Annotated in this window: 14 protein-coding genes and 6 pseudogenes; 12 read left to right on the forward strand and 8 right to left on the reverse strand. The window is 71.0% G+C overall.

Features of this window, described 5'->3' with window-relative positions:
* The first annotated feature begins 194 nt into the window (after nucleotides 1–194).
* From ACFY15_RS15825 to ACFY15_RS15850, 6 genes and pseudogenes are all read left to right on the forward strand, one after another.
* Nucleotides 195–1,711: pseudogene (locus ACFY15_RS15825) on the forward strand (transposase).
* A complete protein-coding gene (locus tag ACFY15_RS15830) occupies nucleotides 1,708–2,364 on the forward strand; it encodes a TetR/AcrR family transcriptional regulator (RefSeq protein WP_390688248.1) in 657 nt (218 codons plus the stop codon). Before ACFY15_RS15825 ends, ACFY15_RS15830 begins: the two are co-directional and overlap by 4 nt.
* The gene (locus tag ACFY15_RS15835; protein WP_390688249.1) at nucleotides 2,361–3,788 is read left to right on the forward strand and encodes an MFS transporter; all 1,428 of its coding nucleotides are present in this window, start codon (nucleotides 2,361–2,363) and stop codon (nucleotides 3,786–3,788) included. The genes ACFY15_RS15830 and ACFY15_RS15835 overlap by 4 nt, the downstream gene beginning before the upstream one ends.
* Nucleotides 3,789–3,965: 177 nt before the next feature.
* Nucleotides 3,966–4,568, forward strand: a complete 603-nt coding sequence (locus ACFY15_RS15840) for a recombinase family protein (RefSeq protein WP_390688250.1) — start codon at nucleotides 3,966–3,968, stop codon at nucleotides 4,566–4,568.
* A gap of 143 nt (nucleotides 4,569–4,711) precedes the next feature.
* Nucleotides 4,712–4,771, forward strand: a pseudogene (locus tag ACFY15_RS15845) (hypothetical protein); the annotation flags it as partial.
* Nucleotides 4,772–4,814: 43 nt separating this feature from the next.
* Nucleotides 4,815–5,015, forward strand: a pseudogene (locus tag ACFY15_RS15850) (IS701 family transposase); the annotation flags it as partial.
* Between the two features lie 744 nt (nucleotides 5,016–5,759).
* Here the strand turns inward: ACFY15_RS15850 and ACFY15_RS15855 are convergent.
* From ACFY15_RS15855 to ACFY15_RS15870, 4 genes are all read right to left on the reverse strand, one after another.
* Complete coding sequence (locus ACFY15_RS15855) at nucleotides 5,760–7,130, reverse strand: histidine-type phosphatase (RefSeq protein ID WP_390688251.1); 1,371 nt, start codon at nucleotides 7,128–7,130, stop codon at nucleotides 5,760–5,762.
* Between the two features lie 293 nt (nucleotides 7,131–7,423).
* On the reverse strand, nucleotides 7,424–8,794 hold the full coding sequence (locus tag ACFY15_RS15860) for an NAD(P)/FAD-dependent oxidoreductase (protein WP_390825628.1): 1,371 nt from the start codon (nucleotides 8,792–8,794) through the stop codon (nucleotides 7,424–7,426).
* 155 nt (nucleotides 8,795–8,949) lie between these two features.
* A complete protein-coding gene (locus tag ACFY15_RS15865; RefSeq protein ID WP_390688253.1) occupies nucleotides 8,950–10,023 on the reverse strand; it encodes a hypothetical protein in 1,074 nt (357 codons plus the stop codon).
* A 57-nt stretch (nucleotides 10,024–10,080) separates the two neighbouring features.
* A complete protein-coding gene (locus ACFY15_RS15870; RefSeq protein WP_390825629.1) occupies nucleotides 10,081–10,899 on the reverse strand; it encodes a polyprenyl synthetase family protein in 819 nt (272 codons plus the stop codon).
* A gap of 1,004 nt (nucleotides 10,900–11,903) precedes the next feature.
* On the opposite strand from ACFY15_RS15870, the gene ACFY15_RS15875 reads away from it, so the two are divergent.
* From ACFY15_RS15875 to ACFY15_RS15890, 4 genes and pseudogenes are all read left to right on the forward strand, one after another.
* Nucleotides 11,904–13,688, forward strand: a complete 1,785-nt coding sequence (locus tag ACFY15_RS15875; protein WP_390688255.1) for a thiamine pyrophosphate-requiring protein — start codon at nucleotides 11,904–11,906, stop codon at nucleotides 13,686–13,688.
* The gene (locus tag ACFY15_RS15880; RefSeq protein ID WP_390688337.1) at nucleotides 13,685–16,756 is read left to right on the forward strand and encodes an FAD-binding and (Fe-S)-binding domain-containing protein; all 3,072 of its coding nucleotides are present in this window, start codon (nucleotides 13,685–13,687) and stop codon (nucleotides 16,754–16,756) included. The genes ACFY15_RS15875 and ACFY15_RS15880 overlap by 4 nt, the downstream gene beginning before the upstream one ends.
* A 70-nt stretch (nucleotides 16,757–16,826) precedes the next feature.
* Nucleotides 16,827–17,954 (forward strand): enolase C-terminal domain-like protein, encoded by a 1,128-nt coding sequence (locus tag ACFY15_RS15885; RefSeq protein ID WP_390688256.1) that lies wholly within the window; start codon nucleotides 16,827–16,829, stop codon nucleotides 17,952–17,954.
* 70 nt (nucleotides 17,955–18,024) lie between these two features.
* A pseudogene (locus tag ACFY15_RS15890) lies at nucleotides 18,025–18,405 on the forward strand (trehalase-like domain-containing protein); the annotation flags it as partial.
* Between the two features lie 117 nt (nucleotides 18,406–18,522).
* On the opposite strand, the pseudogene ACFY15_RS15895 reads toward ACFY15_RS15890, so the two are convergent.
* The 4 genes and pseudogenes from ACFY15_RS15895 to ACFY15_RS15910 all read right to left on the reverse strand — a co-directional run.
* A pseudogene (locus ACFY15_RS15895) lies at nucleotides 18,523–19,044 on the reverse strand (flavodoxin family protein); the annotation flags it as partial.
* A 32-nt stretch (nucleotides 19,045–19,076) separates the two neighbouring features.
* Entirely contained in the window at nucleotides 19,077–19,202 is a 126-nt protein-coding gene (locus tag ACFY15_RS15900) for a hypothetical protein (protein WP_390688342.1), read from the reverse strand.
* A gap of 116 nt (nucleotides 19,203–19,318) precedes the next feature.
* Nucleotides 19,319–19,429, reverse strand: a pseudogene (locus ACFY15_RS15905) (hypothetical protein); the annotation flags it as partial.
* A gap of 183 nt (nucleotides 19,430–19,612) precedes the next feature.
* Nucleotides 19,613–20,242, reverse strand: coding sequence for a TetR/AcrR family transcriptional regulator (locus tag ACFY15_RS15910; RefSeq protein ID WP_390688257.1), 630 nt, complete (start codon nucleotides 20,240–20,242; stop codon nucleotides 19,613–19,615).
* A gap of 163 nt (nucleotides 20,243–20,405) precedes the next feature.
* Here ACFY15_RS15910 and ACFY15_RS15915 point away from each other — a divergent pair, with 163 nt between their 5' ends.
* Both ACFY15_RS15915 and ACFY15_RS15920 read left to right on the forward strand, forming a co-directional pair.
* Nucleotides 20,406–23,174, forward strand: a complete 2,769-nt coding sequence (locus tag ACFY15_RS15915; RefSeq protein ID WP_390688258.1) for an amino acid permease — start codon at nucleotides 20,406–20,408, stop codon at nucleotides 23,172–23,174.
* Entirely contained in the window at nucleotides 23,171–24,010 is an 840-nt protein-coding gene (locus ACFY15_RS15920; protein ID WP_390688259.1) for an SDR family oxidoreductase, read from the forward strand. Before ACFY15_RS15915 ends, ACFY15_RS15920 begins: the two co-directional genes overlap by 4 nt.
* Nucleotides 24,011–24,013 lie beyond the last annotated feature (3 nt).

Genomic DNA, 24,013 nt, shown 5'->3' on the forward strand with positions numbered 1-24,013 from the left:
TGGCCGACCTGGTCCGGGCCAGCGACGATTTCGGCGCATGGGCCGGACAGGGCAAGTAATCCTGGAGGTTCCGAATCCCCCGCCGGACTCGAGTGGCCGGGAACGAATAGGGGTGAAGAGGAGGAGCCCGCGCCTGCGTGCCGGCCTGGCGACGGCCCGACCCGCAGGCGTTCATCACGGACCTGAAGCAGCGCATGACGGCCGGCCTGAACCGGCTGTCGGCCGCGCTCGCGGACGGCTCCGCGGGCGGGGTGAAGGTCACCACCCGGCACGGCGAGCCGTGGATCACCGTTCCCGAGCTGGAAAAGCTGGACGAACCCACCGGCCTCCAAGCGCTCAAGGACGAGGTCGTACGACGCTGGGGCACCATCGACCTCCTGGACGTGGTGAAGAACGCCGACTTCGCCACCGGCTTCACCGATGAGTTCGCCTCCGTCGCCGCCTACGAGCGCATCGACCGCGCCGTCCTCCAGCGTCGGCTGCTGCTCGCCCTGTTCGCACTCGGTACGAACAGGGGCATTCGCGCCATCGCGGCGACCGGCGAGCACGGCGAGACCGCAGCCGCCCTGCGGCACGTGCGACGGCACTTCATCACCGTCGACAACCTGCGCGCCGCCGTGACGAACTGGTGAACGCCACCTTCGCGGCCCGCGACACCGCGCGGTGGGGGCAGGGCACGGCATGCGCGTCGGATTCGAAGAAGTTCGGGTCCTGGTCCTCGAACTTCATGACCGAATACCACGCCCGCTACGGCGGCAACGGCGTGATGATCTACTGGCACGTGGAGCGGAAGAACGTCTGCATCTACTCCCAGCTCAAGAGCTGTTCGTCGTCCGAGGTCGCGGCGATGATCGAGGGTCTGCTGCGGCACATCACGGACGCCGAGATCGAGTCCAACTACGTCGACACCCACGGCGCGAGCATCGTCGGGTTCGCCTTCACTGAGCTGCTCAACTTCCGGCTTCTGCCCCGGCTGAAGGATATCGGCAGCGTCCGCCTGTACCGGCTCGACGACGACCCGCCCGGCTGGCCGGCGCTCGGCGGCTCCCTGACCCGCTCGATCCGCCGGGACCTGATTGCCCAGCAGTACGACCAGGTGGTCAAGTACGCCACCGCCCTGCGCCTGGGCACCACCGAGGCGGAACACGTGCTGCGGCGCTTCACCCGCGGCGGCCCCAAGCACCCGACCTACCAGGCCCTCGAAGAGCTGGGCCGCGCGGTGCGCACGATCTTCGCGTGTGACTACCCGGCCAGCCCCGGCCTGCGCCGGGAGGTCCACGGCGGGCTCCAGGTCGTGGAGAACTGGAACAGCGCGAACACCGTCCTGCACTACGCCAAGGACGGCGCCCTGACCGGCCCGGACAAGGAACGCGCCGAGACCTCGATGCTCGCCCTGCACCTGCTCCAGAGCAGTCTCGTACATATCAACACCCTGCTGCTTCAGCGGGTACTCGCCGAGCCGGCCTGGGCGAAGAAGCTGAGCGAAGAGGACCGGCGTGGGCTGACCGCGCTGTTCTGGTCGAACATCAACCCGTACGGCACGTTCCGCCTCGACATGAACAAGCGCCTCGACCTATCAGGCGTTACCACTCCCGGTCAGCGTGCCGCCGTGAGCGAGCGAGCCGGCGGACCCCGCCACCCGCTGAGCAGAATGATCACCCACTCAATGAGTAGACAGTGTCTACGAATGCATGGTAGACACTGTCTATGACTGATGAGAGCTCCCTTCGGGAGCGGTTGATCGATGCCGGGGTCGACCTTGTGCTGACCGAGGGCTCCGCGTCCGTGGGTCTGCGGGAAATAGCCCGTCGAGCCGGGGTGTCGCACGGGGCGCCGCGTCGGTACTTCCCCACGCACCACGCGCTGCTCTCGGCTATCGGTCGTCGCGGCTTCGAGGATCTCGCAGCCATGTTCGAGGCCGCTGTCGCCGGCACGACCACACCGCGCGGCCAGTTGGAGGCTCTCGCGCGGGCGTACGTCGGGTACGCACTGGAACGCCGCGGCATGTTCGAACTCATGTGGCGGCACGACCTGCTCGACGGCGCGGCGCAGGCATCAGACCAACCGAGGCTGCGCGAGTCGACCCTCCCGCTGTTCGGACACTTCACCGGGCTCGTCGCCCGATGCCGATCGGAGCGGGATGCCGCGCGACGCGCCGACGGGCCGAACGAGGCCGGACCGCCGCCTGCGGTGACCGCCGCCGCCCTGTGGTCAAACCTGCACGGCATCGCCCAGCTGTGGGCCTGGGGCAGCTTGCAACTCGCCCTCGGCGCCCCACCGCTGGACGGCGACCCCGACGACAACCAACGCGACCGGCTCATCGCGGCAGTTCTGGACGCCCACCTCGGCCCGGTGACCTCATGACCGCACCCGCACAGCGGCAGATTGCACTTCTGGTCAGCGTGGTCGGCGCGGTGATCGTCGCACTGGACGGGACCATCCTGCTCATGGCGCAGCCCGGCATGCAGCGTGATCTCGGCGCGAGCGTGGCGCAGATCCAGTGGACGAGCACCGGCTATCTGGTCGCCGTGGCCGCGTTACTCGTGATTGCCGGGCGCCTCGGGGATCGGTACGGGCACCCGCGCCTGCTATTCGTCGGCGTCCTCGGTTTCGGGGCTGCCTCGGCCGGGATCGCGCTCGCGCCGGCCGTCGGCTGGGTGATCGTCCTGCGCGCGGTGCAGGGCGGGTTCGCCGCGTTCCTACAACCTGCGACGCTCGCGCTGCTACGGCTGGCGTATCCCGCGGACCGGCTCGGCAAGCCGATCGCCATCCGCACCAGTGCGATCGCGGTAGCGGCAGGGTCCGGTCCGCTCCTGGGCGGTGTTCTCGTGGCTCATCTGGGATGGCGCGCCGTCTTCTGGGTCAACGTGCCCCTCGCGTTCGTCATCGCCGTCCTCGCCCTCGCCGTACGGAGGCCGGCACCTCAACGTGCCAACTCTCCACGGCTCAACCTCACCAGCGCGGGCCTGCTAGCGGTCGCGCTCGCAATCCTGGTCCACGCCTTGGCCGACGTACCCGCGCGGGGGTGGACCGCCGCGCCGACGCTGCTCGAATTCCTCGCTGTCATCGGCGTCGCAACGGTGCTCACCTGCCACGAACGCCGCACCACACACCCGATCGTTCCGCCGGCCGTAGCGCGGTCCGTACCGGTGACCGCGTCGATGGCGATCCTGCTGGTCACCACCGCCAGCCTGTTCGGCGCGCTGTTCAGGGCCACCTTCTACCTCCAGGACGCACTTCGCCTCGACCCACTCGCCAGCGGTCTGCGCGTACTCCCGCTGACCGTGCTCATGGTCCTCGGCTCACCCGCTGCGGTCACCGCACTGCGCCGGTACGGTGCGCGCCGCACCGCGATCGCCGGTACGGTCCTCGTCGTGGTCGGCATCGCGGGGCTGTCCCGGCTCGGTTCCGCCAGCACATGGATGGCCATGGCTGCAGCCTTTGCCGCCATCGGTGCCGGGTTCGCCACCGTGATGGTCACCGCCACCGGGACCGTCGTCGGTGACGCGCCGCCCGGGTACGCCGGGGTCGTCAGCGGACTCAAGCAGACCGCCATGAATATCGGGCCGACCCTCGGCATCGCCGTCGCGGCCAGCGCAGCCGGCACGGCTGCTTCAACCATGAGCTCCACTCTGCTGATCCTGGCCGCACTCGCCGCTCTCGGCCTGCTGCCCTCGTCGCGGCTGCCCCGGCGCCCGGCCCGCCAAGAAGGAGACGACACGACCGCCTCACGCCCGGCGCAAGCACCAACACCACAGGCAGCACCCGCTGGACACTCAAACAGTTGAGCAACCGCCGAACACACCCAGGCTGATCCGGTCATGTATCAGACCGATCTTTCAGTATCGGCAAACGATCGTCTGCCGACACTTGGGGACGTGATCACGAACCCGCAGGTGGGCAGTGTCGGAAACTCGCGTCGGAAAACAGCGTCGGTGAACGGTGCCCCCGATAGATTCCGACACATGCTCATTGGCTACGCGCGGGTCTCGACCGCCGACCAGAACCCCGATCATCAGATCGACGCCCTGCTGCGGGCCGGCGTCGACCGCGACAACATCCACGTCGACACCGCGAGCGGCGCGAAGGCATCCCGGCCGAAGCTCGACCTCGTGCTCCAGTTGTTGCGCGGGGGCGACACGTTGAAGGTCACCCGGCTCGACCGGCTCTCCCGCTCCGTGCTCCACCTGGTGACGCTCGGCGCCGACCTGCGCGAGCGCGGCATCGGGCTGCACGTGATCGAGCAGGGCATCGACACGTCCACGATGGAGGGACGGGCGATGTTCGGGATGCTGTCCGTGCTGGCCGAGCTCCAGCGCGAACTGATCGTGGCGAACACCAACGACGGGCTTGCCTCCGCCCGCGCCCGGGGCCGGGTTGGCGGGCGCCGGCCGAAGCTCACCGAGGACCAGGCCACGCTCGCCCAACGGCTCTACGACGAGCGAGAGAAGACCGTCCAGCAGATCGCCGACATGTTCAGCGTGCCAAGGTCGACGGTGTACGGGCACCTTGACAAGACCAAGACCGTGCCCCGCCAACCCAAGAAGACCGCCGCCCCGAAGTCCTGAAATCAACCAGCGGGTTACTTTGCCCCTGGGGACAAAGCTGGGAGTCCGGGGCCAAGTCGACGGTCCGCGAGGTCCTCGGTGAGCGCCCGCCTTCGGGCTGGGTCCTGGCGAAGGTCCGCGCGGGCCGGGGCCCGGCCCGGGGTGTGCTGCACGCGCCGGACTGCGAGGAAGCCCCGCAGGGTGCGCCGCTGCTCGATGTGCAGCGCGCCCTGGACGTCGCGGAGATCCCGGGGATGCGGCTGTGCACGCGGTGCGGGTGCGCGCTGGGCGATCGAGAAGTGCTTCCAGAGCGCGAAAGGCCAGTGCGGCCTGGACGACTACCAGGTCCGGCGCTAACCGGGCTGGTACCGGCACATCACCCTCGCCATGGCCGCCCACGCCTACCTCGCCGTCATGCGGGCCCAGCAGCTCGAAAAGGGGCTGGACCTGCTCGAACGCCAGACCTGATACCCCTCACCGTCCCCGTGATCCGCCGGCTGATCACGCATCTCACCCGGCCTGTCCGCCGCAGCGTCGACCACGTCCTGCACTGGTCCCGATGGCGCCGCCGACGCCAACAACAGGTCCGAACCAGCCACTACAGGAGACGAGGCCACAGCCCAAGAAGCTGAAGCCTCGTCACAGTAAGCACCGTTGCTTACTAGCGGCCGATGACGTTCATCAGGATGATCGCCGTGAGGTCCGCGAGGATGACGGCGACGACGCCGATGATCATGACCCAGGCCCGGGCCGATTCGTCCAGGTCCACGTGGCCTCCCGTCCGTACCCAGCCGTCCCTGGTGGCGGGCGTCCCGCTGGAGCCCGTCGCCCTCCCCGTCATGGTGGCCCGGTCGGCCGTGGCCCACACCTCGGGGACGACGGGGCTTGGGCCCGGACGGGCACTGCGGCCCTGTACGGAGCGCGGCAGCCGGACCCGGAACGCGCCCCCCGGCCCGGCCCCGTCTCCAGCTCCAGCTCGCCGCCGTGCGCCTGGACGGGCGCGGAGGGGGCGGCCAGGCCCAGGCCGGCAGGCCGAGGGAGGCCGGCGCTGTTGTTCGCGCCGGCCCGGCGGGCCCAGTCTCGCCGGCACCGCCGCCTGCACCGCCGAACAGCTGCGTGAGCCGTCCGAGCCGAGCCGCCCTGCGCGCACCGCCCCCCGGGGGGACCGGCGGCGTACGGACCTGAGCGTCACCGCGGCCCGCCGGGCGTCGCTCAGGCGTGTGCGAGGCAGTGCTTGAGCTCGTCGAGGTCGTAGAAGTAGCTGCCCTTGGCCACAGGCTTGCAGGAGGGCTTGAAGGCCGTCTCCTTCTCGTTGTAGAGCATGCGCACCAGGTAGCCGGCCGGTCGGCCGTCGGACGGCGTGTTCGCGAACAGGTCCCACTGGATGTTCGCCGCCATCGGCGAGACCTCGGCCCCGCGCCACGGGTTGTTCCCGTACGCGTACGGCTGCCCGGGTTCGGCGGGCTCGGTGCTGCCGGGCAGGCCCATCAGCGCGGCGAGCGGCTCGATCTCCTCGGCATGGGTGAAGCGCAGCACCGCGCCGTTGTGGTTGGTACCGGCGGCCTTGGCCTCGGCCTGGGCGAGGAGGTCGTCGAGGAGGACGCCGGCCATCCTGTAGGTGATCGTGCGTCCGCTGAACGCGGGGCCCTTCTCATAGAACTCCTCTGCGTCGTCGAGGTAGGCGAACCACTGGGCGTCGCGGTGGGTCAGGAACGGGCCGAGGTCCACGTCCGGCGCCTCCACAGCCAGGTCGGGTGCCGCGCTGTAGAGCTGGTAGAGCGAACGGGCGAACGAGACCTGCGCCTCGGCGGACGTGGCTCCTACGAAGTCCTCCCGGAACAGGCGCGCGACGACGCGGTGCGCCGCCTCCGCGGTGCGCGGGTCACCGTCGATCCCGGTGAGAACCGCGGCGAGCTGCGGATCGCTCTTCACGTACGCCTGGTAGTCGGCGTTCTGCGGCTGCTTGTGGAAGTACAGCAGGTTCTTGTCGGTGACCGGCGCCTTGATCAAGCCCGCCAGCGCCGGCTCCCCGGAGGCCAGACCGCCGGTGAACGCATCGGCGCTCGCCACCGCGCGCTGCACCCCCGACGTCTCCACCGCGATGGACTCGTGCCGGGCGGCGATGCCCGCGACCAGGGTCGGCAGCCGCTGCTCCAGGCGCAGCGCGGTCTGCCGGTGCTCCTCGGCGCCGCGGGCGGAGAGGTTGCCGTAGCCGAGCGCGGAGGCAGCGGCCAGCAGGGACTGCACCTGCGGGCCCAGCCGCGTACCGAGGCCGGTGAGGGCGCCCTGGTCCTGCGCCCGGCGCAGGACGGCGAGCACGGCGTCGCCGTCGCCGCTGTCCGTCATGGCGCGGGAGCCGTGGCGGGCCACGCTCTCGGTGAAGACCGGCACGAAACCCTCCGGCGCGTTCTGGTAGCGGCCGGGCCTGCCCTGCGGGGCGTACGGGGTCTTCGTTCCGTAGACGTCGCGCCCGGCACGTGAGGTGCCGGCCTGCTCCCCGGCGGAGGCGGTGCCTGTGGTGAACAGCACGCCGGCGGCGAGGGAGACGGCCATGGCGGCGGACAAGGGGGCAGTGCGCTTCACAGCGGCCCTTCGGTTCGGGTCGGGCTACCGGTCGGTAGCTCAGGTCTGCCGCAAGGTGCCACGACCACGCCAATGCCTGTCGACATTGTCCCATGGCCAGGGTTAAGGGCGCCTGAACACCCGCGGCGGACCGGCCGGCATCCCGCGCGGCCGTGCCGGCGCAGGACGTGGGGACGACCGGGGTCACAGCCTCGGTCGCGCGGGCTGCGGTGATGTCGCGGCAGGGACCAGCGGTGGCGGGCCGCCGAAGACGTGGGCGCACCGGGTGACCGGTGCAGAGCTCGTGGTTCGAGTCACTTCGCCTTCGTCCGCGGCCGCGGTGGAGTCGGCTGGTGGAGCATCTGGCGGAGAACGCGGGGGCGGGCGAGCTCGAGGGGGGAATCGACGAAGGAGAGCGATCTGAGGAGCGCGGATGCGGTTTTCGGGTCGTTCGCGGCGGCGGCCATGAGGCGGCGGAAGGCGGAGCCGAGAAGTCGGGGGCTGAGTCCATTCGGCATGAGGCTGTAGTCGCCGATCTTGGACAGCCACCACGCCGCATGGGTCGCGTCGTGTGCTGAGGCGAAGAAGCGACGAGCCAACGGCTCGGCGCCTTTCGCGGCAAGGCATTCGCCGAGCAGGACGGCTTCGCGTGCGGCCAGCGAAATCCCCGCTCCGTAAACGGGGTTGACTGAACAGAGAGCGTCCCCGATGGCCAGCAACCCGTCTGGGAAGTGCTTGAGCCGGTCGTAGCGGCGTCGGACCCCGCAGGGGAAGCGGTAGACAGCGATCGGGTCCAGTGGTTCGGCACGCCGTAGCTCGCTCATGACGTCGGGAGGGGCGATCGCGGCGGCGCATTCCAGGAATCCCTGGCCGTCTTCAGGGAGCCGGTCGTTGCCGTAACTGTGCAGGGACACCACCCAAGTGCCGTTCTCCTGAGCTGCGAAGACCATCCCGCGCGGCCGGGAGGCGGTGGCGCCGATCATGACGGCCCGGTCGGCGCCGAGGGCATCGGGTGGGAGCGCGAAGTGCCGACTGGCGTACGTGACGTTGATCCGGGTGCGTTCCTCCGGGGCCCTTCGATAGCCCATCTGCTCCATCCAGGCTCCGCTCCGCGCACCGCGGCCCATCGCATCGACCACGAGGTCCGCCTCCAGAACCTCACCGCCGGCTTGTCCCCTGCGTGGATACAGGCCTACGCCACGTACGGCCGCTTCTCCCCTGGTGCCGTCCGTGACCAGCCCGGTGACCTCCGCACCGTCACGGAGGGACAGGGCCGTCAGCCGCAGCGCGCGCTCGCGGAGCTCGGCCTCCAGGAACGGCCGTGATGCCATGATCGCGTCAATTCCCGCGGACCGCTGCGGCAACATGTGACCGTGGTAGGTGATGCGGCTCTGACTGCCGAGCTCGGCGCTCACGGCACCGTTGGCCAGACACTGGTCGGTCAGTCCGGGGAACACCTGCTCCATCTGCCGTACCGCGTGTGCCAGGACGGTGTGGATGTGCGGGCTCTGCGGGACTCCCCGTCTGGCGCTGCCGACTGCCCGCCGCCCCTTGATCCGGTCGCGTTCCACCAGTGTCACGCGGGTGAAATGACGGGTGAGTACGGCGGCGGTGCACAATCCCGCAATGCCCGCGCCCAGCACGACGGCGTGGTCACGGGCAGCAGGGTCCTCGGAGCGGCGCATCGGGACGACCTCCAACGGGTGGACGGGGAGCGAGCCTTCCGGCCCGCCTGTGCCCGTCTGCCAGAGGCCCCGGTCGGAGCCCCGTGGGTGGGCGGCCGGACCGGTTTCGCTGCCTGCGGGGGCGGGCAGCAGCCGCCGTCGTGCCGGCCGGGTGTTCAGGGCAGGTATTCGGTGCGGTCGGGGTGGAGGACCACGGTGCCGGAGGTGAGGCCGTTCCAGGTGTGGCCGACGCCGTTGTAGCGGCCGGCGAGGTAGACCGAGCGGAGGTAGCCGGAGCAGAACGTCTCCAGCCCCTCCAGGAAGGCGACGACTGCGGGTTCGGCGGCTGCTGGTGAGGTCAGTGTGGCGGCACGAGCGTCGTACAGATCGCGTTCGGCGTCCAGGATCAGTGCGCTCAGCCGGTCCACGGCTCCCTGGAGGTTCTCGCCCGGCCGCTGGAGAAAAATCGTGATCGGGTTGATCGACGCGTCGCCGAGGAAGTGTTCGCGGCGATAGGAGAACAGGTCGTTGACCAGGAGGACGTGGCGGATCGCGATCTCGACGGTGGTGCGGAGGGCGGGGCAGGTGGCCAGCGCGGAACTGACGTCGATGCCCAGCGCGTACTCGATCAGGACCATGACCAGGCCGCGGAAGCTGGTGCCCACGTGCACCTGCTGGCAGGTGTCGAAGTCCGGCACGGCGCCCGCAGAGCGCAGGCGGTCTTCCCGCATGCACCCCTCGGCGTATTCGGACACGGCGTGCAGGAGCCGTTCGCCCTGGCGCGGGCTCAGGTGCCGGCGCAACCGCGTCATCAGGTCCAGCAGCTCCCGCAGGACTGCAGGGGCTGTGCCGGTGCAGTCTTCGGGAGGGCCGGACTTCAGGGCATCGAGGACGGGCTCCAGGAGGGCCCGGGTGGTGGAGCCGGTGCGATCGGTGGCGCGGACGTCGTCCAGTACGTTGTCCACGGCTCCGAAGAACTGCATGAGGTCGGTGATCAGGCCGAGGCGTTCGAGCGGGGCGTCGGGGTAGCACCACAGCGCGAAGTACTCCGCGTGCTCGGCGATGAAAAGGTCCAGGGCTTCGTCGTCGGGCAGGATGCAGCGCAGGTGGGTCCGGCACCAGTCGGCGGTGCGCCGCCTCTCCTGGCTCGCGGCCGGGTGCAGGCGTGGTGCGGGCAGTCGGACGGTCAGGACCGGGAGGGTGAAGGCCAGCGGCCGGTCCGGGGAGATGGCCGACGGGGAGAGGGGCATGGTCGCTCCTGCCATATCGTGGGGATCAGGACGCCGCCACCGGCGTGGCCGGCGCGGTCAGTGGTCACGGGCCGTCACCAGATGGGCGAGACAACGCAGTTCGGCAGCCGCGGTCCGCTGCGGCCTCGCGGCCGCGAGCTCCTCCAGCGCCCGCCTCGTGTGCCGTTCTGCCGCGCGCACTGCCCAGCTGCGCCCGCCGGCCTCCTCGACCAGGGCCGCCGCCCGCACCACCTCGGCCGCGCCCAGCGGGCCGCCCCCGGCATACAGCCGGCCCAGCTCCCGCCCCGCCGCACAGCCCGAAGCGAGTGCCGCGGCGACCGGCAGGGACATCTTGCGCGCCGCCAGGTCCGCCCCGGCCGGCTTGCCGGTCCGTACCGGATCACCCCAGATCCCCAGCACATCGTCGATCAGCTGGAACGCGGCCCCCACATGCACCCCGAACGCCCGCAGACACCCCACCCGCTGCCCGTCCGCGCCGCCGGCCACTGCCCCCAGCGCACACGAGACGGCGATCAGCGCGCCGGTCTTGCCCTGCGCCATCGCCGCGACCTCCGCCACCGACACCGACGCCGCCTCGCGGTCCTCCAGCAGCGTGTCCGTGTACTCGCCGTCGATCAGCTCCTGCACCGCACGAGTCAGCATGCCCGGCCCCGCCAGGCCGAGCGGGCCCGGAGCCTCGGCGACCGTCTGGACGGCGAGGAAGAACAACGCGTCCCCGGCCAGGACCGCCGCCGGCACCCCCAAGGCGGCCCACACCGCCGGCCGCCCCCTGCGCAGCCGGTCCCCGTCGATGATGTCGTCGTGGAGCAGGGAGGCGTTGTGCACGAGCTCCACCGCCACCGCCGCCGCGACTGCCGCCTGACGTACCCCGCCCACCGCCTCACACGCCGAAAGCACCAGTGCCGGGCGCACCGCCTTGCCCGCCCGCGCACCTTCGAGTGGCGTGCCCACCCGGTCCCACCAGCCGAAATGCACCCCTACCGGATGCCGGATCCCCGCCGGTAGCCTCTCCACCGCGGCCCGCAGCGCCGGGTGCGTCAACGCCTCCGCATCCCGGAGCACCTGATCCGCGTGCCGCACCGCACCCGCCGAGGGCACCACCGTCACTCTTGTCGCCTCCCACTGCCGGAAACCCGATGAGCCGCACGTCGTCCCGGTTCTGTCCACTCGTGGGGCGACCGGGAACACCGATCTGCGCCGTTCTGCCGCTGACGCGCACACCCGCCGGCTGTCGGGAAGGGCCGGCCGGCCCTCGCACAGCGAACCACCTGCACCCCACTTCGCTCGCGTAGGCGCACAGCACGTTCTCCGCGCGTGACCCCGGCACCCCACGCCCGGCGGAGCCTGTCGTCCGCACCCCGCTGCCGTTACGCCGATCGGGGAGCGACGGTCGGGCCACGCCCGCGAACCGGGGCGCGCCGGCGTTCTGTCTCACAGCCGCTGACGGGGGGGGGACCGGCCCGACTTCAGGCCGCGAGGTGGACACGGACGCCGGCCAGGGCATCTTCCGGGGCATCGTCGGCGAGGCCGACGACGTCGAGCAGCGTCCGGAAGATCGGCCACGAGGGCGTCGAAGGCGTCCGGCATGTCGACGTGCGCGATGAAGCGTGGCGCTGTCGAAGACGATCACCGGACCGAGTCGTCCTCCCTCGGCGCGCCGAGTGCCACGGGCAGGTGAACCGGCCACACCTCGTCGGGCACGCCTGCCGGGACGCGGGGCGGCCTTCCGCGATACTTCCGCCACGACCCACCGAAGAGGCCGCTTCTCCGGGCAATCTCCGGTGAGGGGTTTCGCATCCGCCGATGCCGGTTAGCCGCGCTTTCGGGGCGGCTGACCGCAGCGCCCGACGGCCAGCACCGGTACCCAGGAGGAGCAGACGATGAAGGTTGCCGACTACCTGTTGCAGCGGCTGCGGGAGTGGGAGGTCGAGTACGTCTTCGCCTACCCGGGCGACGGCATCAACGGGCTGCTCGCCGCCTGGGGCCGAGCCGGGAACCAGCCCCGTTTCATCCAGGCCCGGCACGAGGAGATGGCCGCGTTCCAGGCGGTGGGCTACGCCAAGTTCTCCGGCCGCACCGGCGTGTGCGCCGCCACTTCCGGCCCCGGGGCGATCCACCTGCTCAACGGCCTGTACGACGCCAAGCTCGACCACGTGCCCGTGGTCGCCATCGTCGGCCAGACCGACCGCACCGCCATGGGCGGCTCCTACCAGCAGGAGGTCGACCTCCTCTCGCTCTACAAGGACGTGGCGTCCGAATTCTGCGAGATGGTCACCGTTCCTGAGCAGCTGCCCAACGTCCTGGACCGGGCGATGCGCATCGCGGCGACCCGGCGCACCGTCACCACGCTGATCATCCCGGCGGACGTGCAGGAACTCGACTACGAGCCCCCCGCGCACGCCTTCAAGCAGGTCCCCTCCAGCCTCGGTACCCCCCGCTACGCTCCCGTCCCGGCGGACGAGGACCTCGCCCAGGCGGCGGAGATCCTCAACGCCGGCGAGAAGGTCGCCATGCTGATCGGCCAGGGCGCCCGCCAAGCCCGCGCCGAGGTCGAGCAGGTCGCCGACCTGCTCGGCGCCGGCGTCGCCAAGGCCCTGCTCGGCAAGGACGCCCTCCCGGACACGCTGCCGTACGTCACGGGCTCGATCGGCCTGCTGGGCACGAGGCCCTCGTACGAGATGATGCGTGACTGCGACACGCTGCTCGTGGTCGGCTCCAGTTTCCCCTACAGCAACTTCCTGCCCGACTTCGGACAGGCCAGGGCGGTGCAGATCGACCTCGACCCCTCCATGATCGGCCTGCGCTACCCGTTCGAGGCGAACATCGTCGGCGACGCCGCCCAGACCCTGCGCCGCCTGATCCCGCTCCTGGAACGCAAATCCGGCGGAGCCTGGCGCAAGACGGTCGAGGACAACACCGCCCGCTGGTGGGAGGTCATGCAGCGGCGGGCCGAGGTCACCGCGGATCCGGTCAACCCCGAGTACGTGGTCCATGCCCTCGATGCGCTGCTGCCCGAGGACGTGATGCTGGCCGCCGACTCCGGGTCGGCGGCGAACTGGTACGCCCGCCATCTGCGCATGCGCGGCCGCATGCGCGGCTCCCTGTCGGGCACCCTGGCCACCATGGGGCCCGGGGTGCCCTATGCGATCGGCGCCAAGTTCGCGCATCCCGGGCGGCCGGCGGTGGCCATCGTCGGCGACGGCGCCATGCAGATGAACGGACTGGCCGAGCTGATCACCGCCGCCAAGTACTACCGCGAGTGGACGGATCCGCGCCTGGTCGTGGCCGTGCTGAACAATCACGACCTGAACCAGGTCACCTGGGAGATGCGCGCCATGCAGGGCGCCCCGCAGTTCGAACCCTCCCAGGCCCTGCCCGACGTGCGCTACGCCGACATCGCCCAGTCCTTCGGCCTGGGCGGCGTACGGGTGGAGAGGCCCGAGGACGTCGGTCCGGCCTGGACCCGGGCGCTGGCCGCGGACCGGCCGTTCGTCATCGACTTCCGCACGGACCCGGCCGTGCCGCCGATCCCGCCGCACGCCACCTGGGACCAGATCAAGGCCGCCGCCACGGCGGTGCTGCGCGGCGACAGTGACCGCGGCTCGGTCCTGCGGCAAGGGGTGAAGGCCAAGATGCAGGAGTTCCTTCCCGGCAGCGGGAGCTGACCGTGGCCGCCACACACACGGGCGACGATCTGGACCTCGTCGCCCTGGAGCGGGCGCTGCGGGCCGAGGTCGACGGGGAAGTCCGATTCGACGCAGGCAGTCGGGGCGCGTACGCGACGGACGGCTCCAACTACCGGCAGCTCCCCCTCGGAGTGGTGCTGCCGCGCACGGTCGAGGCAGGCGCCGCGACGGTCGCGGTGTGCGCGCGGTTCGCCGCCCCCCTGCTCTCCCGCGGCGGCGGCACGAGCCTCGGCGGCCAGTGCACCAACACCGCCGTGGTCATCGACTGGACGAAGTACTGCAACCGGCTCGTCTCGGTGGACCCCCAGGCCCGGACGTGTGTCGTGGAGCCCGGCATCGTGCTGGACGAGCTCAACCGGCAGCTCGCCCCGCACCATCTGATGTTCGGTCCGAAGCCTTCGACGCACACGCACTGCGCGCTGGGCGGGATGATCGGCAACAACAGCTGCGGTGCCTCCGCCCAGGCCTACGGCAAGACCGTGGACAACATCGCACGGCTGGAAGTCCTCACGTACGCGGGCGCCCGGTTCTGGGCCGGCCCCACCAGCGACGAGGAGTACGCCCGGGTCGTGGCCGGCGGTGGGCCGCGCGCCCGGCTGTACCAGGGCCTGAAGGACATCACCGCCCGCCACCTGGCCGAGATCCGGCGCGGCTACCCCGAGATCCCCCGCCGCGTGTCGGGCTACAACCTCGATTCCCTGCTGCCGGAGAACGGCTTCGACGTGGCCAGGGCCCTGGTCGGCAGCGAGGGCACCCTGGTGGCCGTCTTGCGCGCCGAACTGCACTTGGTGGAGGTACCCGCCGCCGAGGCGCTGCTGGTGCTCGGGTTCGACGACATCTACCAGGCGGCCGACGCCGTCCCCGACCTGCTTGAACACAGCCGCCCCTCCCAGCTGGAGGCCATCGACGGCCGCATGGCGCAGCTGATGCGCGAGGAGCACGCCTATCTCGACTCGCTCGAGCGGCTGCCCGCGGGCGACAGCTGGCTGCTGCTCCAGTTCACCGGCGACACCAGGGAGCAGGCCGACGCGCAGGCGTACGACCTGCTGCGCGCCGTCGGCCGCGCGAAGGACGACCCGTCGGTGGCCTTCTCCGACGACCCGGCCCGGGAGCACGAGATGCTCAAGGCCCGCGAGGCGGGCCTCGGGGTGACCGCGCGGCCACCGGACGGCTCCGAGACCTGGGAGGGCTGGGAGGACTCCGCCGTCGCGCCGGAGAAGCTGGGTGACTACCTGCGGGACCTGGAGCGGCTCTTCGACCGGTACGGCTACCAGCAGGCCCCCCTCTACGGGCACTTCGGGCAGGGTTGCGTGCACACCCGGATCCCGTTCGCGCTGCGCGAGGGCAAGGGCGTCGAGGCGTTCCGGGCGTTCCTGTGCGACGCGGCCGACCTGGTCGCCTCCTACGGCGGCTCCCTGTCCGGAGAGCACGGCGACGGACAGGCCCGCGGCGAACTCCTGCCCCGCATGTTCGGCCAGAACCTCGTCGACGCGATGGGCGAGGTCAAGGCGCTGTTCGACCCGGACAACCGGATGAACCCCGGCAAGGTGGTCCACCCGTACCGCGTCGACGAGAACCTGCGCCTGGGCGCCGACTGGCGCCCGGCACCCCTCCGTGACACACACTTCGCGTACCCCGACGACGACCGCGACTTCGGGCAGGCCGTCATGCGGTGCGTCGGCATCGGCAACTGCCGCACCCACCAGGGCGGGGTCATGTGCCCCTCCTATCGGGCGACGCTGGAGGAGGAGCACTCCACCCGGGGCAGGGCCCGCCTGCTGTTCGAGATGCTCGGCGGCCACCCGGACTCGCCGGTCAAGGACGGCTGGCGCTCCGCCGAGGTCCGCGACGCCCTCGATTTGTGCCTGGCCTGCAAGGGCTGCAAGTCCGACTGTCCGGTCGGGGTCGACATGGCCACCTACAAGGCCGAGTTCCTCGCCCACCACTACCGGGGACGTGTGCGCCCGGCAGCCCACTACACCATGGGCTGGCTCCCGCTGTGGACGCAGTGTGCCCGTGCGGCGCCCTGGCTGGCCAACGCCGCCCTGCACGCCCCGGGCCTGGGCCGGCTCGGAAAGCTGCTCGGCGGCATCGACCCGCGGCGCGACGCCCCCGTGTTCGCCGAGGAGACGTTCCAGGGCGGCCGGCAGCGGGCCGTCCGGCCGCGGCCGGACCCGCACGATCCGCGCACCGTGCTGTTGTGGCCGGACACGTTCACCAACCACTTCCACCCTCACGTCGCGGAGGCCGCAGTGCGGGTCCTGGAAGACGCCGGCTTCCAGGTCGCCGTCCCCGAAGGACCGGTGTGCTGTGGCCTGACCTGGATCTCGACCGGTCAACTCACCACCGCCCGCCGCGTCCTGGCCCGCACCACGCGGGTGCTTCGGCCGTGGCTGGAGGCCGGCACGCCGATCATCGTGCTGGAGCCCTCGTGCGCTGCCGTGTTCCGTGCGGACGCCCCGGACCTGCTCGCCGGTGACCAGGACATCGTTCGTCTCGCCGCGCAGACCCGGACCTTCGCCGAACAGCTCGCGGGCCACGCTCCCGACGGCTGGCGTCCGCCCCGGGTGGGCCGGGCTGCGACCGTGCAGACCCATTGCCACCAGCACGCCGTGTTGGGCAAGGATCCGGACCGTGAGCTGATGCGCCGGGCCGCGATCGACGCGACCGTGCTGGACGAGGGCTGCTGCGGCCTGGCCGGCAACTTCGGCTTCGAGCGGGGACACTACGACCTGTCCCGGACGATCGCCGAGCAGGGCGTCCTGCCCGCGGTCCGCGACACCGCGCCCGGCGCGTTCGTGATGGCGGACGGCTTCAGCTGCCGCACCCAGATCGACCAGGCCGACACCGGCCGCCGGGCCGTACACCTGGCCGAGGCCCTCGCCCTGGCCCTCGACGGCCCGACACCCGCCGACCATCCCGAGAGAGCCGTCGCCCGTCCGCGGTCCCGCCCCGTGGCCGCCCGGCTCCTGGCGGTGGCCGTCGCGGGCGCCTTGATCGCGGGAGCCGTGGCGATCGCCCGCCGTCGGCTGAGGAGGACGCCATGACGTCACCCACCGTCCCTCCGAAGGAGGAAGTGCGCGGCACCGGCGCCCGCGAAGCGAACGGCGAGGACCGATGACCACCTCGACGACACCGCTCGTCGACGGCCTGCACGTGTGGGTCCTCGACTTCCCCACCGATGCCCCGGAGGCGGACGGCACGGCCGCCTGGAGCAGCACCACCATGGTCCTCGTCCAGGCGCGATCCGGCAGCGGCCGCGGATACGGCTGGACCTACGGAGCCGGCGCCTGCGCGAACGTGGTCACCGGCCTGCTCGCCGAGCACGCCGTCGGCCGCAGCGCCTTCGACGTGCCCGCCGCGCACGAGGCGATGCACCGGGCGCTGCGCAATGCGGGGCGTCCCGGCGTCGGCGGCTACGCACTGTCCGCCGTCGACATCGCCCTGTGGGACCTCAAGGCGCGCCTGCTCGACCTGCCCCTCGCCGACCTGCTCGGACGGGCGCGGGACCTGGTGCCCGTCTACGGCAGCGGCGGGTTCACCACCTACGACGAGCGGCAGCTCGAGGAACAGCTGCGCGGCTGGGTGGGGCGGCAGGCGATTCCCCGCGTCAAGATCAAGATCGGGGAGGCGTGGGGTACCCGCGAGGACCGGGACCTGGCCCGCATCCGTCAGGCCCGCCACGTCATCGGGCCCGGCGCGCACCTGTACGTGGACGCCAACGGCGCCTACACCGCCAAGCAGGCGGTCCGCCTGGCCCGCCGCTTCGAGGAGTACGACGTGCGCTGGTTCGAGGAGCCGGTCTCCTCCGACGACCTCACCGGCCTCGCCCGGGTCCGGGACGCCACCACGGCAGACGTCGCCGCCGGCGAGTACGGCTCCGCGCTTCCCTACTTCACCGCCATGGCGCCGGTCGTGGACTGCCTGCAGGCCGATGCCACCCGCTGCGGAGGCATCACCGTCTGGCTGCGCGCGGCCGCCCTCGCCCAGGCCCACGGACTCGATCTGTCCGGACACTGCGCCCCGCACGTCCACGCCCACGCCGCGGCCGCCGTCGCGAACCTGCGCCACCTGGAGTGGTTCCACGACCACGTCCGCATCGAGAACCTCCTCTTCGACGGCACCCTCGACCCCGCCGGCGGCGTGCTCCGCCCCGGCCGGAACGGCGCTTCGGGCACGGGGGTGACGCCGCGCGACGACGTTCTCGAACGCCACACCACCACGAGCGCGTCGGCGGGACGCTGACCACTGGGGCCGCGCAGGGCCCGGCGATCACGCCACCGCCCTCGCCCCTGCACCGGAGGGAAGGATCCGAGTGCCGAAGAACTCCGGCGCACCGGCCCCGCACGCCCTGCGCGACTACGCCCTCCTCGCCGACGGCCACCGCGGCGCCCTCGTCGGCCCCCGCGGCGACATCGGGTGGATGTGCGCTCCGCGCTGGGACAGCGACGCCCTGTTCGCCTCCCTGATCGGCGGGCCCGGCTGGTACAGCGTCTACGTGTGGGGCGGCTACTACGAGGACGGCACCTTGATCTGGCACAGCCGCTGGGCCACCACCGGCGGGATCGTCGAGTGCCGCGAAGCCCTCGCCTACCCCGGTCAGGCCCAGCGCGCCGTGCTGCTGCGCCGGATCACGGCCGTGGACGGCCCGGCCGAGGTGGCGGTGAACCTCCGGGCGGCCGCCGGATTCGGAGAGCACCGGCTGCGGAAGGTCAGGCGCGAGGAGACCGGGCGCTGGACGGCCCGCGCCGCAGGCCTGCAGTCCGGAACGCGAACGCCGGAACGAGCACATCAGGAGCGGTGCTCCAGTAGCGAGGTCCTGGTAGTCGGTGCTCTGCATGGCCTCGCCCACCCAGTAGGTGACGGCGTTGGCGGGCAGGGTGAAGCCGCAGTCGTTGAGGCCCTGGAACAGTTCGGCGCTGACGTGGTGGGCGCCGTCCTCGTTGCCGACCACGCAGACTCCGGCCACCTTCCCGTAGGTGAGCATCCTGCCTTCCCCGTCGCTCTCGCCGAACTCCGCGTTCAGGCGCTCCATGACGCGCTGCGCGAGGCTGGAGGGGTGCCCGAGCCAGATCGGGGTGGCCAGGATCAGGATGTCGGTGCCGAGGATCGTGTCGCGGATCTCTGGCCAGAAGTCCCCCTCCCCCATGTCGACGGCCACACCCGGCCGGACGTTGTGGTCGGCGATGCGAATGACCTTGCCGCTCACGCCGTGGCGGGCGAGCGCTTCCATGGTCTGCCCGGCCAGCAGGTGGGAGGAGGACGGCTTCGGGGACGGGGACAGGGTGCATACCAGGGCGACGGCCCGCAGCGGAGTGGTCTCGTTGGCTTCCATGCCGCCCGCCTACCCCGGCGAGCCCGCTGCGATCAGCAGACGGCCTCCGAGCCGACCACGGCAACGCCGCCCGCGCGCAGTTCCTCGGCGAGGTGGGTAAAGACCATCGCCTCGAAGTGCCGGCGGACGAACCGGCCCGGCCTGCTCCTGTCGACCACGGCCCTCTGCCAATTCTGCGTGGCGAACGAGATGTCGACCCGCGCCCCGTCCTCGCCGAGCGCGCTGGCGTCCTCGCCGCGGGCGGACTCGTTGTGCGAAGCATCCGGGAACAGCCTCAGAGCGCCTCCGCCCTGGCGGCCGAGATCTGCCGGTCGCTGCTGTCGCCGAACCCGGTCGTCACGCCGTACAGAGCAGTACCCGAGGCGATCTGCTTCTCCTTGGCCTGCGTCGAGCGGCCGTGCTCCGGCCGGTGCCGGTCGCAGTGGCGCGGACGTCTTCAACGGTGAGGCGGTGGCCATCCGGAGTGATGGGCCGTCCCATGGGCCTCGTCACCTCAGAATCACCCGGTTGCGTCGCGTGCGCGGTGCGTCGGCGGCGGCAGGCGGCCGGGTGGGTCTGCGGGGCGCGCTCATGACATTTCGGGGATATCGGGCAAATCCGGCACCGAGGGTGTCATGAGGTCGTGCGCCAGCCTCAGCACGGCATCGACATCGGTGTTGTCGGGATCGACAAGCCACGCGAGAACGAGTCCGTCGAAGAGAGCGGTGATGAACTGCCCGACGACGTGGACGCCGGCAGGCAGCTGCGCTCCGGTGGCCTTCATCCAGGAGGAGATGGCCTCGGTCCCCCATTCCCTGTAGGCGGCGTACTGTTCCCTCGCCACGTGGACATACTCGGGTTTCCGCAGCGCCCACGTGGTCAACTCGCGCGGCCGGATCCGGCGGCCCCGGTCGTCCTGCTCGATGACGCGGAAGGCCGCCCGGAGACCGCCCAGCAGGTCGTCTGCGGCCTCGGCCGCCGCGGAGACGGCGACCGAGAGGCCCTCAAGCTCGGCGAAGAGAACCTCCTGAAGGAGTTCGTCCTTGTCGGCGAACCAGTAGTGGACGAGGCTGCCGGGCACCCCCGCCTCCTCCGTGATGCGGCGGATGGTCGCCGCCGCGATCCCGTCCCTGGCGATGACGCGGGCGGCGGCTTGGATCAACTGAGTCCGCCTGCCGTCGTCTTGACGTCGGCGCCGGCTGTTCGTGTCGTCGAGCACGACTTCGAGTCTGGCACACTTTGAACAGTTGATCTGAACACTTGACCTGAACACCTGCCCTGGTCAAACTCGCCTGAGAAGAAGGGAAGTTGCAATGGTGCGTGGCAAGGGTGGATGGAACAGCCGAAGAGCCCGGGGCGGGACGAAACTGACCACCGGTCGGGTGATATTCCTGGTCCTCGCCGCTGCGGCGCCGATGGCCTCGATAGTCGGAAACGTTCCGCTGGCGATCCGCCACGGGGACGGTGCCGGGCTGCCCGCCGTCTACCTGATCTCTTCTGCCGTGTTGTTGTGCTTCTCGGTCGGTTATGCGGCGATGAGCCGACGGGTGGTGAACACCGGCGCCTTCTACACCTACATCGCCCGCGCTCTCGGCAAGCCGACCGGTGTAGCGGCGGCCTACGTGGCGGTCATCGCCTACCTCGCCCTGACGATCGGCCTGGCCGGCGCCTTCGGTTACTTCAGCAGCCTGGTTCTGGCGAGCTCCGGCGTCGGCCTGCCGTGGTACCTCTACAGCGCCGCCGCGCTCGCGCTGGTGGCCGTACTCGGCTACCGCTCAGTGGATCTGTCGGCCAAGGTGCTGGGTGCTCTGGTGGCCGCCGAGTTCGCGGTGCTGCTGGTCTTCGACGCGCTCGCCGTCGGGCACCGGGGGGCGGCCGTCTTCCCGGCCGCCGCGTTCTCCGGTTCGCACGTGCTGTCCGGATCGATCGGCATCGCGCTGATGTTCGCGTTCTTCAGCTTCATCGGATTCGAGTCGGCAGCCCTCTACGGTGAGGAAACCAGCGACCCGGAACGCAGCATCCCGCGTGCCACCTACATCGCGGTAACCTCGATCGGCCTGTTCTACGTACTCACCTGCTGGATCGTCGTCGGGGCCGCGGGCCCCGACCAGGTCGTCCGGCTCACGGGAGAGCAAGGCGGCGACTTCGTGTTCGTACTGCTCCAGCAGTACGGCGGCGGTCTGCTCCACGACACGGCGGCGGTCCTGATGTGCACCAGCGTGCTCGCCGGACTGCTCGCCCTGCACAACGCGTCCAGCAGGTACCTGTTCGCGCTCGGGAGGGAGGGCGTACTGCCGCGCCGGCTCGGCCGCTACCACCCCCGTCACTTCAGCCCGCACGTGGCGAGTGCGGCCGTCAGCGTTCTGTCGGTACTGGCCACCGGGATCGCCGCTTCATCCGGCGCCGACCCGTACGCCATCCTGGTGCCCGCCTTCATCGGTGTCGGGACGCTCGGCATCGTCGCCCTTCAGGCAGGGGCGTCCGTGGCCGTGGTCGCCTTCTTCTGGCACCGCAGCGACCGGGAGCTGTGGCGCTGCGTCATCGCACCGGTGATCGGCACGGTCGGCCTGACCGCCGCGTTCGCGCTGGCCCTGCTCAACTATGCGACGCTGACGGATTCGACCGACCCGGCCGTCAACGCCACCCCGGCGGTGCTGTGCGCCGCCGCCGTCGCGGGCGTCGTCGTCGCGTTGTGGCTGCGCCGTCACCGGCCCGCCACGTACGCGGCTCTCGCACAGTCGAAGGTCCGTTCCCGTCGGCGGAGCGCCACCACCGAGACTGTGGCCTACACGCGACGCTACTGCTTGGTGGGTGCGGGGCCGGCCGGCCTGGTGATGGCCCGTGCGCTGATCGCCGAGGGTGTGCCCTTCGACTGGTTCGAGCGTCACTGCGACGTCGGCGGCGTCTGGGACATGGACAACCCGGGCAGCCCCATGTACGAGAGCGCGCACTTCATCAGCTCGAAGTACACCTCGGGATTCGTCGGTTACCCGATGCCCGGCCACTACCCGGACTACCCGTCCTGGCAGCAGGTCCGCGACTACATCCGCGGCTTCGCCCGCACCTTCGGGCTCTACGGGCATGTCACCCTCGGTGTGGCGGTGACCGGCGCCCAGCCCCTGCCCGGCGACCGCTGGGAGGTTTGCCTCTCGACCGGCGAGACCCGTACCTACGACGGGCTCGTCGCCGCCCCGGGCGTCACCTGGCACCCGCACACCCCCGTCCTGACGGGAGCCGACACCTACACCGGTGACCTGCGGCATTCGGCCACCTTCCGGGACGCGGAGCTGCGGGGCAAGCGGGTCCTGATCGTCGGCGCCGGCAACTCCGGCGTGGACATCGCCGTCGACGCCGCGCGCCGGGCCGAGCGGGCGTTCCTCTCGGTGCGGCGCGGCTACCGCTTCGTGCCCAAGCACGTTCACGGCCTGCCCACCGATGCCCTGCTCGCCGGCCTCCTCGACCCGCCACGCGGCGTCAGTCTGCCGGGCGACCCCGCACAACTCGTGGACAGCCTGGTCGGTGACCTCACCCGGCTCGGTCTGCCCGCCCCCGACCACGACTTCCTGACGACTCATCCCATCATGAACACCCAGGTCCTGCACCACCTGGCGCACGGGGACCTGACAGCCAAGCCCGACGTGACCCGGCTGACTCCCACCGGCGCGGTCTTCGCCGACGGCACCGAGGAGGAGGCAGACGTCATCGTGCTGGCGACCGGCTACCGCTATCTGCTGCCGTTCCTCGATCCGGCCCTGCTCACCTGGAAAGACGACCACCCGCAGCTGTACCTCAACATCTTCTCCCGCGAACTGGACAGCCTCTACGTACTCGGCTTCGTCGAATTCGCCGGGGGCGCCTACGCCCGCTTCGAGGAGATGGCCCAGATGGTGCTCATCGACATCCGGGCCCGGGAGACCGGCGTGCACCGAGCGGAACTCACCGCACTCAAGAAGAACGACCAACCCGACCTGCGCGGCGGTGTCGCCTACGTCGACAGCCCTCGGCACGCCAGTTACGTCAACATGGCCGCCTACGTCTCCTACCTGGCCGGCCTGCGCGACCGTTTCGAGTGGTCCGACCCCGACGAGCAGACCTACCAACCGCTTCCGAGCCACGCGGGCGGCTCCCCGAAAGCAGGAGCCATCTCATGAAACGCCCTTTCTGGAACGGCCGGCATGTGGTCCTGACAGGGGGAACCAGCGGCATAGGCCTGGCCACGACGGAACTGCTGGCCGAGGCGGGAGCCCGCGTCACGGTGATCGCCCTCGACGGTGTCGAAGCGCAGACGCTGCGCGGCAGGAGACTGGCGAACGTGGTCTTCGCGGCCGGCGACGTGTCGGATGCCGGCGCGGTCGCCACGGCGCTCGACCGCGGCCGGACCGCTCACGGTCCGATCAGGTCGGTCATCACCTGCGCCGGGATCACCAAACCGGCGTACTTCCACGAGCTCACCGACAGTGATCTGCGCCGTCAGATGGAGATCAACTACTTCGGTACCCTGCACACGGTCCGGGGCGCACTGTCCGACCTGATGAGCGGTGGCCGCGGTGCGAGTGTCACGTGTGTCTCCTCGGCGGCCGGGCTGGTCGGGGTGTTCGGCTACGGCGCCTACTGCCCCAGCAAGTTCGCCGTGCGCGGCCTGTGCGAAGTCCTGCGCCAGGAGTACCGGCCGCATGGCATCACCGTCACCGGTGTCTACCCGCCGGACGTCGACACCCCAATGCTCGCCGGCGAACAACCCCTCAAGCCACCGGAGCTGCTCGCACTGTCCAACGGCGAAAGACCTCTCACCGCCCGCACCGTGGCGCGTGCCATCGTCAAGGGAACAGAGTCCGGCCGCGCCAGCGTCGTCCCCGGCGCCGGCACCAAGGTCATCAAGTGGGCGGCCGGCGGGGCACCGTCCCTGCTGAACCTGTACGTCGATATGACGATCGCCCGTGCCCGCAGGGGCGCCGGCAAACAAGAGGCGGGCTTCCGCAACCCGTAGCGC

It is taken from the genome of Streptomyces sp. NPDC001373 (genome assembly GCF_042895815.1).
In the GTDB taxonomy this organism is placed as follows: domain Bacteria; phylum Actinomycetota; class Actinomycetes; order Streptomycetales; family Streptomycetaceae; genus Streptomyces.